This window comes from Phycisphaerae bacterium (assembly GCA_035275405.1).
Classification (GTDB): Bacteria; Planctomycetota; Phycisphaerae; order UBA1845; family UTPLA1; genus DATEMU01.
The window spans coordinates 721,385-735,246 of record DATEMU010000015.1 but is presented as its reverse complement, the minus strand read 5'-3'; the positions used below and the strand labels follow the sequence as shown (position 1 = coordinate 735,246).

At 62.8% G+C, this 13,862-nt stretch carries 16 protein-coding genes; 4 read left to right on the top strand and 12 right to left on the bottom strand.

The genetic code is table 11. The features are described 5' to 3' along the window. Positions 1-3 precede the first annotated feature (3 nt). The 5 genes from VJZ71_20805 to VJZ71_20785 all read right to left on the bottom strand — a co-directional run bounded on the left by VJZ71_20805 (position 4) and on the right by VJZ71_20785 (position 2,285). Positions 4-252 carry a hypothetical protein gene (locus VJZ71_20805; GenBank protein ID HKQ50524.1) on the bottom strand — a complete coding sequence of 83 codons (249 nt, stop codon included), beginning with the start codon at positions 250-252 and terminating at the stop codon, positions 4-6. Positions 253-306: 54 nt separating this feature from the next. Further along, entirely contained in the window at positions 307-459 is a 153-nt protein-coding gene (locus VJZ71_20800; protein HKQ50523.1) for a lmo0937 family membrane protein, read from the bottom strand. A 252-nt stretch (positions 460-711) separates the two neighbouring features. Further along, positions 712-930, bottom strand: coding sequence for a hypothetical protein (locus VJZ71_20795; protein HKQ50522.1), 219 nt, complete (start codon positions 928-930; stop codon positions 712-714). 34 nt (positions 931-964) lie between these two features. After that, entirely contained in the window at positions 965-1,210 is a 246-nt protein-coding gene (locus VJZ71_20790; protein HKQ50521.1) for a hypothetical protein, read from the bottom strand. Between the two features lie 289 nt (positions 1,211-1,499). Continuing rightward, positions 1,500-2,285 (bottom strand): SAM-dependent chlorinase/fluorinase, encoded by a 786-nt coding sequence (locus tag VJZ71_20785; GenBank protein ID HKQ50520.1) that lies wholly within the window; start codon positions 2,283-2,285, stop codon positions 1,500-1,502. Between the two features lie 863 nt (positions 2,286-3,148). Here VJZ71_20785 and VJZ71_20780 point away from each other — a divergent pair. The 4 genes from VJZ71_20780 to recO are packed head-to-tail and all read left to right on the top strand — an operon-like array spanning position 3,149 to position 7,848. Next, positions 3,149-5,317: an HDIG domain-containing protein gene (locus VJZ71_20780; GenBank protein ID HKQ50519.1), complete on the top strand. Its 2,169-nt coding sequence runs from the start codon at positions 3,149-3,151 to the stop codon at positions 5,315-5,317. Further along, a complete protein-coding gene (ybeY, locus tag VJZ71_20775) occupies positions 5,314-5,835 on the top strand; it encodes an rRNA maturation RNase YbeY (protein HKQ50518.1) in 522 nt (173 codons plus the stop codon). Before VJZ71_20780 ends, ybeY begins: the two co-directional genes overlap by 4 nt. Before the next feature lie 9 nt (positions 5,836-5,844). Next, on the top strand, positions 5,845-7,101 hold the full coding sequence (locus VJZ71_20770) for a hemolysin family protein (protein ID HKQ50517.1): 1,257 nt from the start codon (positions 5,845-5,847) through the stop codon (positions 7,099-7,101). Positions 7,102-7,104: 3 nt separating this feature from the next. Next, a complete protein-coding gene (gene recO, locus VJZ71_20765; GenBank protein HKQ50516.1) occupies positions 7,105-7,848 on the top strand; it encodes a DNA repair protein RecO in 744 nt (247 codons plus the stop codon). 29 nt (positions 7,849-7,877) lie between these two features. Here the strand turns inward: recO and VJZ71_20760 are convergent, their stop codons facing one another. The 7 genes from VJZ71_20760 to VJZ71_20730 all read right to left on the bottom strand — a co-directional run bounded on the left by VJZ71_20760 (position 7,878) and on the right by VJZ71_20730 (position 13,862). Next, complete coding sequence (locus tag VJZ71_20760; GenBank protein HKQ50515.1) at positions 7,878-8,213, bottom strand: helix-turn-helix transcriptional regulator; 336 nt, start codon at positions 8,211-8,213, stop codon at positions 7,878-7,880. Continuing rightward, positions 8,210-8,557, bottom strand: a complete 348-nt coding sequence (locus VJZ71_20755) for a type II toxin-antitoxin system PemK/MazF family toxin (protein ID HKQ50514.1) — start codon at positions 8,555-8,557, stop codon at positions 8,210-8,212. Before VJZ71_20755 ends, VJZ71_20760 begins: the two co-directional genes overlap by 4 nt. Further along, on the bottom strand, positions 8,554-8,784 hold the full coding sequence (locus VJZ71_20750) for a hypothetical protein (GenBank protein HKQ50513.1): 231 nt from the start codon (positions 8,782-8,784) through the stop codon (positions 8,554-8,556). Before VJZ71_20750 ends, VJZ71_20755 begins: the two co-directional genes overlap by 4 nt. 65 nt (positions 8,785-8,849) lie before the next feature. After that, entirely contained in the window at positions 8,850-9,836 is a 987-nt protein-coding gene (locus tag VJZ71_20745) for a polyprenyl synthetase family protein (GenBank protein HKQ50512.1), read from the bottom strand. 96 nt (positions 9,837-9,932) lie between these two features. Further along, positions 9,933-10,439 (bottom strand): cyclic pyranopterin monophosphate synthase MoaC, encoded by a 507-nt coding sequence (gene moaC, locus VJZ71_20740; protein HKQ50511.1) that lies wholly within the window; start codon positions 10,437-10,439, stop codon positions 9,933-9,935. Between the two features lie 46 nt (positions 10,440-10,485). Further along, complete coding sequence (locus VJZ71_20735) at positions 10,486-11,661, bottom strand: FtsW/RodA/SpoVE family cell cycle protein (protein ID HKQ50510.1); 1,176 nt, start codon at positions 11,659-11,661, stop codon at positions 10,486-10,488. Continuing rightward, positions 11,658-13,862, bottom strand: coding sequence for a penicillin-binding transpeptidase domain-containing protein (locus VJZ71_20730; protein HKQ50509.1), 2,205 nt, complete (start codon positions 13,860-13,862; stop codon positions 11,658-11,660). The genes VJZ71_20735 and VJZ71_20730 overlap by 4 nt, the downstream gene beginning before the upstream one ends.

Here is a 13,862-nt window from a genome sequence, read left to right as displayed (position 1 = left end):
TCCCTACCGACGGCGGAACAAGAAGCCGACGCAGGCGCCGATTCCTGCGGCAAGGAGCAGGGCCTTCATGGGTTTGGCCAGGACGTATTTTTCCAGCGGATCCAACTGATCGAGGGCCATGTCGCCCGCCGCCGAGGCGAGGTCGCGCAAGTCCCGCCGGACCGCGTTCACCTGAGAGCGCAGTTCGGCGGCGCCTTGTCTGTGGTTTCCACTTGTCGAGCGTCGGTTATGCGTCTTGTGCCTCGTCGTCATCGGTTTACTCCCCATTACGTTTGGATGGATTGTGTGGACTTCCTTCTTGTCATTTCAATCTACGGGTCGACGTCCCTGGATGATTCGCACCAGGACGGAGACGACGGCGAGAAAAAGCAAAAGGTGAATGAATCCGTACAGGGTGACGCTCGTCACCACTCCCAGGATCCACATCACGATGAGCAAGATCGCGATCGTCCAAAGCATCGGCCGAATCTCCTTTCAATCTCGTCCCCGGGGACTTCGAGTCCGTTCCGAGGATGGGGGGAGAGGCGCCTCCAGCGCCCCGGACTTCTGGTTGCCCGAGGCGTCCTGCGCCTTAAGAACGCCGCGGGCCGTTACGCCGCGAGCATCTCGCCATCGAGCCGAAAACCAACCATCGGCGACGGCGTAGGAATATAAAAAAACGGGGCGCCCGCGCGGAGCGGGAGGGGTGACAGCGGGCGCCCCCAGTCGGGCCTAGGGAAAGAACTCTTCATCGTCTTCATCTCTATACGGTCGGCACTCTTCGCAGCGCCGTGATCGATCGTTCAAGGCGGACAACTCGCCCGCCGACAGCGGAATCAGGACTTCCAGCGGAGCCGGGACCACTCCGGCCACGCGCCGCGCCAGCGATCGCGATCGCCCCACCAGGTAGGCGAGCAACTTGTCATCGGTCGCAAGGCATTTTCGAGTCATGGTCCCGTCCACCTGGTCTTCAATTCCTCTTGCTTTACAATCCACCGCGCGGCGCTTCGTCGTCACGCGTGTCGTCGGAGAATTTCCAATAGCACGCCCTCGTCGGATGGCCGACCATCGGGAATTCGTCGCCCGACATGAGGATGATCCGCATGTCGTCGGGCGAAGGCAGCGGATTCGAGGCGCCGTCGGCGTAACCGTCAAAGTCGTACGTCCCGCTTTCGCCGCAGGTGTCGCCTGACTTGAAACGTTGATTGATCGTCGTTGCCATCATCGCCACCGGCACGAGTTCGGATTACGCAAGCTGGGAGGGAGGGGCGTCCCACACGCCCTCGCCCGACCACTGCCAGATACTAGCGGCATGGGGGGCTGCAATAATATTGGAACTCATCCCAATGTGGGTCGGCATTTGAGGGACTGACCCCCCGGTCTGCGGACAAAATCCAACGAAGTTCTCTGCGCGTGCGGCCGTCGACTTCCAAATCGCAGCGACGGGCCGTCGTCATAGCTCACGACGTCCACGCTTGCACGGAATTGAGCGTCTGGAGTTTGACGCTCGCAAAGAGAGGTTAGTGCACCGTGACAATGGTGCCGGGGGACGCGCGAAGTTGGGAAGCGGCGTGGCCCTGGTTAACAGCGACTTCCAACATGCCCGTCGAGCCCAGGATAGCGACGATCTCGCCGGGGTTGACGTCGGCATAGGTGATCCGCAATGGGCCGACGCGAAGGGGACCGACGTGAACCGTGAGATCGGTCGCGCTGCCGACGGCGGCGGCGAGGTCGGCTTCGCTGATGTTGGTGATGAGGTTGCCGAAGTGGTCGACGTAGAGCACCTGTCCCTGGATGCCGCCGCGCGGGAGCAGCACGGGTTGTTCGAGATTGAGGATCTCGAGTTGGTCGATAATGGGGCCGACGTTGACGAGGCCGGTGCCGCGGGCCAAATGGCCAGCGACGGGGGCGAGGATATCGCGGCCGTGAAAAGTCGGGCTGACGTCTTGGCGAAAGAGGCGGGAATTGGCAATTTGGCGAAGTTCGTCCAGGGCGAAGTCGCGGTGGACGAGACTGACGATGCCGTTATCGGGGGCGAGGATGATCTGACCATCGTACGAGGCGGCAAGGAGTCGGCGGGTGGTGCCGACGCCGGGATCGATGACGACGACGTGGATGGTTCCGTCGGCGAAATAGTCAAAGGCCTGGCGCAGGACGAAGGCGCCGTGAACGACGTCGTGGGCGCCGATGGCGTGGGTGATGTCGACGATCTGAACGTCAGGAGCCTGCTGAAGGATGACGCCCTTCATGCAGGCGACGTAGTGGTCGGCCGAGCCGAAGTCCGTCGTGAGGGTGATAATGGCCATGGGCGTTTGATTGTACGGCGTTCGAGTGCGCGTGCTTCACTGGGAACCGCGGGTCGTCCAGGCAAGACCAACGCCGCTGATGTGGCCCTCGTCTTACTCCACATCCAGCGCGGCGGTCGCTTCGCCGGTCGTAACGGCCGGTTTTCCGAAAGATCCAGTCGCGATCGTCGCAAGACCGCGCCAGGATGATACGGCGAGAAGCAGGCCGAAAAGACCAACGGCCCAAACGCTTAGGCGTTGAGTAGCCGGCGGTTTACGGAGGTTCTTGGGGATAACAGTTGGCATCTTCTCCCTGCCGACAAAATTCGCTGTCAAAGGGTCCGCCTCCGACGTGGATTGGTAGCAAAAGGCGTGCTTGGATATACCCGCAACCCGTCGAATTCACACGATGGCCCGGCCGGCGCGACGCATCGCTACGATTTCAGGACGCGGCTTAGGAATCACTTGGATGTTTGACGGTACTGATTGTGCAGGGGAGATGTGCGGAAGCCACGCGAGCTGGAGTGAAAAAGTGTAAGTAGTGTATTAATAACTAGTTAAAGAAATTCTTGAGATCAATCAGCCTGCCATTAGTTTTCGGACGTTAGTTCGTTTTTTCTCACCCAGGGAGGGAACACTTGCGATAGTCCAAGCGGGGAGTCGTCCGGTTATAATCTTGTAACGAGGTCAGCCCAAAAGATCCGACTTGGCACGCGGTCTAAGCGGCTTGGGCAAACTGATCGGGGCGCAAACCCCGGAAGTAGAGACGCTTGGGAATCGCCCGTCCTTCACGTCAATCCGAGGCCCGACGCCAGCTAGGCGAGAGCTGGGGTGGGTGGTGGCCGCGCCTGCGAAGCCTGCCGGGGATACCGATTGCGATTGCCGTGGCATTCGTTGGCGGGGCGTTCGTCATCGCCCTGTCGGGTCAGGAGCGATCGCCCTATTTCCTTGGCCAGACACTGACACAGCCGGTCCTCTCCCGCGTGCGATTTGAGCGGGTCAACCAGCTCCGCACCGCCGAGGTCCGCAAGCAGGCCCAACAGGACGTCCCGAACTATTTTCGACTTAACCAGGGCCTCCTCGACGTCGTCAAATCGGAAATGAATGATCTCCGGGCGGCCGTGAACTCGACCGAGTCCTTTGAGAAGTTCGCTGCGACGGGAACGAATCCATGGTCGCTCGATGAGGCGTCGTTTGAGGCACTGCACCGACTGGGCAGCGACGAGGAGGCCGCGGCCAAGTTCAAGAAGGAATGCGATGCCATCCTGCACCGTCTGGCCGGATCCAATATGGTCGAGCGGGCAGACCTGTCGCGCGAGATTCGCAGCACGGCCAGCGTCGTGCAACTCGACCGCGGGAGCGGCGTCTTCGAGGCCGTGCCGAAGGAGCGGCTGACCTATGCGGTGAACAGCGAGCACGTCGAGCGCCTCGCCGAGCGCGTCGTGCCGCGCGACTTTGCGGGGGCGGCGCGGCCGGTGTTCGTCGCGGTCGTTAAGAAGGCAATTACCCCGGCGCCGGATGAATTCCGACCGGTCAACGTCTTCGATCAGGATTACACAAAAAAGAAGATTGAAGAGGCCGGCGGGCTCGATCCGGTCAAGGATAGTTACCAGGTCGGCGATCGACTGGTACAGGCCGGCGTCATTGACGGGGAAGCCCTGGCGCTGCTGAAGGCGGAGCATGAAGAATACCTTCGCCAGCGGCATGTCGAACCGCTTCTCAAGACGCAGTGGATCAAGGAGACCATCGGTCTCTTCGGTTTGATCGTGCTCATCACGGGGGGGCTGGCGGTGTTCACGCACCTGGCGCATCCGCGAATTACCGAGCGGCCGCTTCGGGCGCTGGGGCTCGCGGCCCTTTTGCTCGTGATGTTGCTGTGCGAGCGCGTGGTGCTCGTCGGCATGAGCACGTCGCCCATCTGGAGCGTCGCCACCATCGCCATGACCGCGGCGATCCTGACGATCGCCTATTCGCAGCGCTTCGCAATCGGAGCGACCGCGGCGCTGGCGCTGTTGACGGTCCTGACGCTGGAGGCGCCGTTCGGTCTGTTCCTCGTGCATCTCGTGGTGATCACGGTGACCGCGCTGATGCTGGAAGACGTCCGAACACGGCTCAAGATGGTGGAATTGGGCGGGATTACGGCGTTCGCGGCGGCTACAGCGGCGCTGTTTGTCGGATTGATGATGCAGGAGGGGCTTCAATACGTCGCCAAACAGGCGGCCTTCGCGGCGCTGGCGGCCTTTGCGGGGATCAGCGTCGTGCTGGTATTGCTGCCGGTGATCGAGCGGGCGTTTCGCATGACGACCAGCCTGACGCTGCTGGAGTGGGCGGATACAAGTAATCCGCTCCTGCGGCACCTTATTGAAAAGGCGCCGGGCACCTGGCAGCACAGCCATTTGCTCGGCAGCATGGCCGAGGCGGCGGCGGAGGAGATCGGGGCGAACGGCCTGCTGGTCCGCGTGGGCGCGTATTACCATGATATTGGCAAGACCTGCAAGCCGCACTACTTTGTTGAGAATCAGTCCAGCAAGACCAGCGCCCACCAGAACCTCGCGCCGTCGATGAGCCTGCTGGTCATCCTGGCGCATATCAAGGATGGAATCGCGATGGCCCGGGAGCACGGTTTGCCGCGCGTCCTGCACCAGTTCATCGCTGAGCATCATGGGACGACGCTGGTTCGCTATTTCCATGCCCGCGCCACGCAGGAAGCCCGAGCCAGCGGCCGGGAAGAAGAAGTCAGCGAGACGGAGTTTCGCTATCCGGGCCCCAAGCCGCACTCGCGCGAAGCGGCGATCCTGATGCTCTGCGACAGCGTCGAGGGTGCGGTTCGCGCGCTCCAGGAGCCGACGGCGGGGCGGATCGAAAGCGTGGTTCACGAGATCGCCATGGCCCGGCTGATGGACGGCCAGTTCGAGGACTGCGATATTACGCTGAAAGAGCTGGCCCGCGTGGAGCAGAGCATCGTGAAGAGCCTGCAGGCGTTTCATCACGGGCGCATCGCCTATCCGCGCGGGCCGGAGGAGCCCGTGTCCCACGTCGTACGCAGCGCATGACGCGACGCAAGAAGCGAAAACCTGCTTCGTCGCGGCGACCGCGACCGGGCGCGTCGATTACCATCGATGTGTGCGGCGGCGATCCGGGGCTGCGGCGTCTCATCCGCCGGACGGTGCGCGCAGCGCTCCTGTCCGAAGGTCGCGACAGCGGACGGCTGGAGGTGGCCGTAGTAGACGAGCGGGACATGAAGCGGCTGCACCGGCGGTGGATGGGCGACCCGCGGCCAACCGACGTGCTCACTTTCGATTTCAGCAGTAAGAAAAGCAAGGGGGCAAGGCGCCCGCCGGTGGACGGACAACTCGTGGTGTGCGAGTCCGTGGCGCAGCGTCGGGCCGAGTCGGATCGGCGGGATTGGCGGAACGAAGTACTGCTGTACGTCGTGCACGGATGCCTTCACCTCTGCGGCTATAATGATCGGCAACCGGGCGATGCGGCCCGGATGCACCGGCGCGAAGACGAAATCCTGTTGCGGTTGGGGCGCGGCCCGATCTTCTTCGACGCGCGGGTGATGCGTTGATCGCTGTTCATGACTATTGCCGCTCTGCTCATCCTCTGGACTCTGTTGACGCTCTTTGCGGGCACGGCCGCAAACGCCGTTCAAGTTGCCTCGCGCAGCCGGCTGCAGGAAGGGCTGGAGCGGCTGGGACGAAGCGAGCGGCTGGAATCCTTCGATCACTATCACCATGAATACGCACTGACCGGCCTGATCTTCCGGCAGCTTGGGATCGTGCTTTTCGTCCTGACAGTGGCCGTCGCGTCGCCGTCGCGGGCGGTTTGGTATCGGCAGCCGCTGGAGGTCTTCCTCTACTCCGCGCCTTGGTTTCTGGTCTTTGGAGTAGCCGTCCCCGCCGCATGGGCGCGCCATACCGGCGATCGTTATTTGGCGCGGGTACTTCCTGTCCTTGAGTGGACCCGGAGAATCACCTCGCCGGTCCTGACCGTGGTTCGACTGATCGATGAGATCGTGCGCCGGCTGGCGGGCGTGCCGCGCCGTCCGGCCGATGCGACGGAGCAGGTCGAGCAGGAGATCCTCGACGCCCTGAGCGAGGGCGAAAGCCGCGGCGATGTGAACGAGCAGGAAAAGAAGATGATCCGCTCGGTGATCAACCTCGACGAGACGTCGGTCGGGGAGATCATGACGCCGCGAACGGACATCGTCGCCCTCGAACATTCGGCCGGGCACGCCGAAGTGCTGGAGTTGGTCCGAAATACGGGCCATTCGCGTATCCCCGTGTACGAAGAGACGATCGATCACGTGATCGGCGTGCTTTATACGAAGGACCTGCTCAACGTGGACAAGCCCGAGGCCTTTTCGCTGAAGACGATGATGCGGCCGGTCCCTTTTGTACCGGTGACGAAAGATGTCGCGTCGTGCCTGCACGAGTTCCAGACCGGCCGCGTGCATATCGCGATCGTGCTGGATGAATACGGCGGAACGTCGGGGTTGGTAACGATCGAAGATCTTCTGGAGGAGCTGGTCGGCGAGATCGCCGATGAGCATGACGAGCCGCCGGTCCAACCGATCAGAAAGATCGACGCGCAGACGGCGGAAGTGGATGCCCGCGTCAATGTGGAGGAGGTCAACCAGGCGCTGGAACTGTCGCTGCCGGTCGACGAGGCGTATGACACGATCGGCGGCTTCGTGCTGAGCCGGCTGGGGCGGATTCCCACGCCGGGCGAGAGCTTTATGGAAGATCGCGTGCGTATCGAGGTCCTGGAGGCCCGGCCCCGGTCGGTGCAGCGCGTGCGCGTCTCCATCCACGACGGCGCGGCGGCCTCCTGACTCATGTCGCTTTTTTCCGATATCGCCGTCGTCCTTCGCCGACTCGATTACAGCGAGACGTCACAGGTGCTGGTGCTGCTGACGCGCGAGCACGGCCAGCAGCGGATAATCGCCAAGGGCGTGAAGCGGGCCACGAAGACGAGGGCCTCCGTCGGGATCGATCTTCTGGAGGTGGGGCGGCTGGTCTTTTCCCGTCGGCCGGGCAAGGAGGAGACGCTCGCGACGTTGACGGAATGGCGGCAGGAGGAGACATTTCCGCACCTGCGCACCGACCTGGTTCGCAATTACGCCGCGCAATACGCCGCCGAGGTCACGTCGCACCTGATGGAAGTGCACGACCCCCACCCGGAGCTTTTCGACGGACTGCGCAAATTCTTTCGCGCGCTGAAAGACGGACCGGCGATCGGGCTCCTGGCGCGATACCTGTGGTTCATGTTGACGCAAATCGGCCTGCGACCGGAGTTGTCGCGCTGCATGGGCTGCGGGCGCTCGGTCGAAAAAGACGCGACCGTTTATTTCAGCTCGCACCAGGGCGGGGCGATCTGCCGGGACTGCGAGCCGGCGATCGTGGAGAAGCGGCGCATGAGCGTGGCGCTGGCGCGAGCGCTGGGAGTGATCGGCTCTCCGCATCCGCTGGACGATACGAAGCTGGCACGCGAGGCATTCGACCTGTTGGATTATCACCTGACGGAACTGCTCGCTCGCCCACCGAAGCTGTCCGGGCCGTTACGGGCTGCGTTGAAATAGGGGGGAGCCATTGACAACTGGCGACTATCTCAGTCAACGATCTCCCAAGCGTCGGCATTCAGCGCCGCGGCGATCCGTCGAAGCGTCACCACCATTGAGCGATCCGGTCTCTTGAGGACACGGTTTACCACCGCCAGGGATACGCCGAGACTGCGGGCGAGCGCGGCCTGGGTAATGCCTTTTTTCTTTAATAAATGTCGAAGTCGTTGGCCTGCTTGTTGCTCAGAGGTCTCGGCCAGCGGCCACGTTTCCAGTTGGCCGTCTTTGAGGCGCTGGCGGGCGTTGGCGACGGCCCGCGCGGCGAGCGGCCGTTGATTGAGCGAAAGGACTAGCTCGGGGTTGACCGGGTTGAGCATAGCGGTCATCCAGTCGGCTCGCACTCTGATTCCATAACGTAGCCGGCGGCCCGAATCACCTCACGCATCGTCGATTCATCGACCTGTCCGATAAGGCCTTTGGTAAGATCGATCTGAGACCGCTCAATGCTGAGAATCGCTTCGCATTGGGCCGCACAATCCACAGTCAGTCCAAATTGACCTGCGCGAAATGGGACGCAATTGGGCAGACGGCTTCGGCGTTCGAAGTGCGATGACGTAAGCGGAATAGCGACCGCGTAACCACCGCGATTGAGAGACTCACGCGAGACGATCAACACCGGGCGGACACCCGCCTCATACAGATCCGCGTAATACAACTCGCCGGGGTTCATGCCGACTCGTCCGCGAGCCTCTTGGCCAGTGTTTTCGCGCCGGCGCGCCGCAGGGCGCGTTGCTCGACGTCATCTTCGATGACTTCCAGCATCTGTTCGTACTGCTCTGCAGGCACTAGTACGTAATCCGACTGGTCTCTGGGGTCACAGACGCTTACCGGAAGTTCGTCGGCGCGATCGAGCTGTTCCTGCTGACCGGGGGTCAATTCGATCTTCATAAACACCATTATACCATCATCGCGCTGATATTCCGTAAGAGTCGTACCCTTTGGTTCGGCGGGCAGAGCCCGCCCTATGCGCGGCGGTTCACGATAAATTCGGCGGCAGCGATGAGGCTTTTCTTCGCGTCGGTCATCGGAAGCTCGGCCAATTGGCGGAGTGCCGATTGGACGTAAGAACGGGCCATGCCCATCGCGTAGTCCATGGCGTCTGACCCGGCGAGGATAGAGCGGATGCTCTCAGACTTGTCCGGGCTGCCGTTGGAAAGCGCGTCGACCAAACGCCGGCGGTCTGCGGCGTCGGCTCGGTCACGAAAGCGGATCGCCGGAAGGGTCCATTTGCCCAGGTCTGCGTCGCGGCCGGCGGTCTTGCCGAGTTCGTTTTCCGTACCCGTGAGGTCGAGCAGGTCGTCCACGATCTGGAAGGCCATGCCCAGGTCGACGCCGAACGCCGCCATGCTCTGCACAATCCGCCGGTCGGCCCCCGCCGCGGCCGCGCCGAGTTCGCAGCACACGCCGGTCAGGGCGGCGGTCTTGCGGCGAATGATCTCCAGATAACGAGCCTCGCTCAGGTCCGTATCGCCGCGATGCTCGATCTGCATCAATTCACCTTCGCAGACCGTGTTGGTGACGTCGGCGATGCGGCGGGCGTATTCAACGGAGCCGAGGCTCGTGCAGAGGTGATAGGCGTGTGAGATGAGGTAGTCGCCGAGCAGGACCGCGCCCTCGTTGCCGACAAGGCGATTGATCGTCGGGCGGCGGCGGCGGACGTCGGATTCATCGAGGACGTCGTCGTGGACGAGCGTGGCCATGTGGACCATCTCGACGACGGCGGCGAGCACGATGTGTTCGCGACGGATGTCGCCGACGGCCTTAGCGGTCAGCAGGAGCAGCTTGGGCCGGAGCAACTTGCCGCGAAACTGCCGGACCTGATCTACAAGCTTCTCGACGAAGGGCAGGTCACCGCACAGTTCCTCGTCGAAGGTGTTCATCACCTGATCGAGGGCGGCGGCGACGGGAGCGGCCAGGTCGAGGGTTGGTTTTTCAATAACGGCGTTCATTTGCAATGTCATTTATCTTATTGGCCGAGGCGGCGGGACGACAACGACCCGCCTGGGCTTTCACAAGATTTGAAAAAAGCGCCATCCCCTTTGCATCTAGCGCTTGCGGCGTGAGGGGGTACGCCGCCACGGACCGGATCGGCCCCCCGATTTTTCCTGTAGCGCTATCGGGCCGATGCGGATGCCCCGATCGACGGCCTTGCACATGTCGTAGATCGTCAGCGCCGCGATCGACGCGGCCACGAGGGCCTCCATCTCCACGCCGGTCCGCGCGGCGACAGCGGCTTCGGCACGAATGACGACGCGTCGGGGCGGGCGCGCTTGAATCTGCACGTCGATATGATCGATGGGCAGCGGATGACAGAGCGGAATTAGCCGCGACGTCTCCTTTGCCGCATTGATCCCCGCGAGCCGCGCGACGGCGAAGACATCGCCCTTCGGGACGCCACCTTTTTGGATCAGCTTCATGGTCGCCGCACTGACCGTCACCTCCGCGGTCGCGACTGCACGGCGATGCGTTACGGCCTTGGCAGAGACGTCCACCATCCGCGCCGCTCCCTTGCGGTCGAGATGAGATAGTCGTTTTCTTTTTCGGGCAGCCATGCGTGTTCGAGCCCTCACTCCAGCCCTCTCCCAGAGGGAGTTGGAGTTATAACGCCTCTTCGGAGAATTCAAACGGCTTGCGGGCGATTTCGATGGGTCGCCGCCGGGCGACATCGATCAGGAGACCGATGCACAGGTAATTCGCCACCAGCGCACTGCCGCCCATGCTGACAAACGGCAGCGTCATACCGGTGATGGGCATGATTCCGATGGTCATGCCGATGTTGATTGTCGCCTGGGCCAGGATTAGCGCGCACACCCCCACGGCCATCAAACGTCCGAGCGGATCGGCCGTCATGGACGCGATGGTCAGCCCCGCTGCGACGAGCACCAGGTACGCGAGGATGACCGCAAGGCAGCCGATGAATCCCCACTGATGGCCGATGACGGCGAAGATGAAATCGTTGTGCTCCTCGGGCAGCAGGTCGTGCTGAAAAAACGCGCCTTCGGTCAAACCCCGGCCCAGGGCCTGACCGCTGCCGAGGGCGATCTTGGATTGGTTGAGTTGATATCCGGCCGCGAGCCGCCAGCGGTCGTCGCTGTCGTCCTGGCGAAAGAGCGAAGTAATCCGGTCGCGCTGGTAGGGGTTCATGAGCGGGGATAAATAGAAAGCGGGCGCGGCCGCGAGGCCCATCCCACCGATGAGCAGCAGATGACGGAGTTTTGCCCCGGCGGCGTAGAGCATGACGAAGAGCGTGGGCAGGAGCAGAAGGCTCGTACCCAAGTCGGGCTCCTTCAAGATGAGTCCGAGGGGCACCAGGGTCAGGACGAAGGGCCACAACAGGCCGCGGAGCGTGCGGTAATTCGTTCGGAATCGAAGATACGCGGCGAGGGCGATGATGAATACGATCTTCGCGTATTCGGAGACCTGGATGTTGATCGGTCCGAGCACGATCCAGCGAAAGGTCTTCCGCCGTTCGGGAATGATCGGGGCCATCGGAATCTTGCGGGCAATGACCAGGAGGACGAGCAGGACGAGGATGAGACCAAAGAGCGGATAAGCCCAGCCGCCGATTCGCTTGTAGCCCACGATCTGAATGGCGAGGACGCCGCAGAGGCCGACGGCGAGATACCCGGATTGGCGCATCGTCTGCGTCGCGGATTCCCCGGCGGCCGCCTCACTGACGTACACTCCGACGAGCCCCAGCGCCGTCAGCATCAGGGCCGTTAGAAGCACGACCCAACCGAGCGGCGGAACAGCGCGGACCACGGCGGCGATCATGGTTCGGAACCGCCTTGAAGATCGTCTCGATCATTGATCGGAGATGCGATCGCCATGCCCGACGCCGAAAGATAGCCGCGCGGGCTGTCGAGCAGCGCCTGGAAGATCGCCTGCGCGGCGGGTCCGGCGGCGCTGCCTCCTCCGCCTCCGTGCTCGATGATGATCGCGAGGGCGATCTGCGGATTCTCATAAGGCGCGAAGCCGGCGAACCAGGCGTGAGTAGGCACGTCGCTTTTCTCGGGGTCGCGCGGGGGCCAGCGGCTGACGATCTCGCGCCGCATACATTTCGCATCGCGATCCAGGTTGAGCCGCTCCCGGGCCGCTTCGATCGTCGGGGCCACAACCGACACCTTTTTGCCACCTTCGACAAACCAATATCGCCAATGAGTGACCCGTGAGACGCATTGCGCGCTGCCGGTCTTTCCGCAGATCGCCAGGTTGTCCAGGCGGGCGTACTGATAGGCCGTGCCGCCGTCCTCGTTGACGCAGCGATAGAGTCCGCGGCGGATCATTTGCCACGCCGACTTGGGGATATTCGGAAACGCGACGAGCGGGCGGTCGCGGCCGTCGTTGGCGATCAGCGTCGGCGCCTGGTATTCGCCCTCCGCCAGCGTGGCGAAGAAATTGGCGGCTTGCAGGGGTGTGATCTGAATCTCGCCCTGGCCGATGGCATAGTTCCGGCCGTCGGCCGGATTGAATTCGCGCCGGCGATGGTTCTTCATCCACTCGCGCGTGGGGATGATGCCCGTACGCTCCTCAATCAGGCCGGTGCTGGTGCGAATGCCTTCGTCTCCCGGCGCGCCGGGGCAGCCGTCGACGATCCGCCGATAGAAGTCGGTCAATCGGCGGGCGCCGATCTTCTGCCCCAGACTGTAGAAGAAGACGTTGCAACTGTGCTGGATCGCCTCCTCGGCGTTGAGATCGCCGTGGCCGGGCATTCCCCGCCAGTGGGTCCAGCAGTGCCATTTCTGCGAGCCGGGGATGAAATGGCCGTCGCAATGGACGCGGTGCAGCGGATCGAGGAGGTCGTTGTAAAAACCAGCCAGCAGTGCGGCGGGCTTGAGGATCGAACCGGGTTGATATTCGTCGCCCACGGCGCGGAAGCGCAGCGGCGTGTACTTTGAATCGTCTCGCAGAGCGGCGTAATTGTCCGCGAGCGCGGACGGGTCGTAGGTCGGTACACTGACCAGCGCGAGAATCTCGCGGGTCCGCACGTCGATCACCACGCCGCTCGCGCCGGTTGAGGCGGGATGTTGGGCGACGGCGTCCTCCAGAATCTGGGCGACTCGCTCCTGCAACTCGACATCGAGGGTCAGTTGGACATCGGGCCCGTCGATGGGCGGCGCGCGGTCTTCGACGTGGCCATCCCGATGACGATCTTCGTAGCCCCGTTTACCGCGCAACATCGGCTCGGCCAGCCGCTCGATGCCGCTGACGCCGACGAGATCGCTGGGCCGATAGCCGGCCAGTGCGTCGCCGCGCAGGGGATCATTCTCAATGTCGTCGGAAGAAACCTGCCCGAGGCGGCCAAGGACATGGCAAAGCGATCGGGCCTCCGTGTTCCACACGCGGCGGACGGAGGGCTCGATGCGGACGAAGGGCGAGCGGGACATTTCCAACTCAATCCGCGTGCGGACCTGCGGCGGGATGTTGCGAAGGATCGGGTGAAAGGCCTCCTCTTCCTTAAGGTGGACCTTATCAAACGGCTCGTCGTAGCCGCTCTCCTTCCGGACGGTCCACAAGTGCCGGCGGAGCGTCTCAATGGACTGGCAGACGGCGTCGCGCCGCTGTCGGAGCTGCGGGAGCGGAGTGCCGCTGATACGTTCAAGGGCCAGCCACATCGCGGCGATGCGTTCCTGGACTTCCGCGCGAAGTTCATGGCGGGTCGCCTTCGCCCAGCGCGGCTCCTTTTGCCGAAGGTAGTCGGCCACGCGAAGGAGATAGGTTTCGTTCATGGATAGCGTGCCATAGTGGACGGTCACATCGTGGGCGGGCTCGTCGCTAACCAAAACGTGGCCGAAGCGATCGTTAATCCGTCCGCGAAGCGGCGGCAGGTACTGTCTCGGGACGAGCAGTGCAGCTTCCACCTTTTCCGAAAAATCCGCACCGTGGACGATCTGGAGTTGATAGAGCCGCCAGGCCAGCACAGCGCTGCACGCGATCGCCAGGGCCAATACGGTTTTCAGGCGGCGTTCAAACAT

Excerpts from the sequence above, each read along its gene's own strand:
- VJZ71_20805 (HKQ50524.1), bottom strand. The coding sequence starts at position 252 with ATGACGACGAGGCACAAGACGCATAACCGACGCTCGACAAGTGGAAAC.
- VJZ71_20800 (HKQ50523.1), bottom strand. The coding sequence starts at position 459 with ATGCTTTGGACGATCGCGATCTTGCTCATCGTGATGTGGATCCTGGGA.
- VJZ71_20795 (HKQ50522.1), bottom strand. The coding sequence starts at position 930 with ATGACTCGAAAATGCCTTGCGACCGATGACAAGTTGCTCGCCTACCTG.
- VJZ71_20785 (HKQ50520.1), bottom strand. The coding sequence starts at position 2,285 with ATGGCCATTATCACCCTCACGACGGACTTCGGCTCGGCCGACCACTAC.
- ybeY (HKQ50518.1), top strand. The coding sequence starts at position 5,314 with ATGACGCGACGCAAGAAGCGAAAACCTGCTTCGTCGCGGCGACCGCGA.
- VJZ71_20770 (HKQ50517.1), top strand. The coding sequence starts at position 5,845 with ATGACTATTGCCGCTCTGCTCATCCTCTGGACTCTGTTGACGCTCTTT.
- recO (HKQ50516.1), top strand. The coding sequence starts at position 7,105 with ATGTCGCTTTTTTCCGATATCGCCGTCGTCCTTCGCCGACTCGATTAC.
- VJZ71_20760 (HKQ50515.1), bottom strand. The coding sequence starts at position 8,213 with ATGACCGCTATGCTCAACCCGGTCAACCCCGAGCTAGTCCTTTCGCTC.
- VJZ71_20755 (HKQ50514.1), bottom strand. The coding sequence starts at position 8,557 with ATGAACCCCGGCGAGTTGTATTACGCGGATCTGTATGAGGCGGGTGTC.
- VJZ71_20750 (HKQ50513.1), bottom strand. The coding sequence starts at position 8,784 with ATGGTGTTTATGAAGATCGAATTGACCCCCGGTCAGCAGGAACAGCTC.
- VJZ71_20745 (HKQ50512.1), bottom strand. The coding sequence starts at position 9,836 with ATGAACGCCGTTATTGAAAAACCAACCCTCGACCTGGCCGCTCCCGTC.
- moaC (HKQ50511.1), bottom strand. The coding sequence starts at position 10,439 with ATGGCTGCCCGAAAAAGAAAACGACTATCTCATCTCGACCGCAAGGGA.
- VJZ71_20735 (HKQ50510.1), bottom strand. The coding sequence starts at position 11,661 with ATGATCGCCGCCGTGGTCCGCGCTGTTCCGCCGCTCGGTTGGGTCGTG.
- VJZ71_20730 (HKQ50509.1), bottom strand. The coding sequence starts at position 13,862 with ATGTTTGAACGCCGCCTGAAAACCGTATTGGCCCTGGCGATCGCGTGC.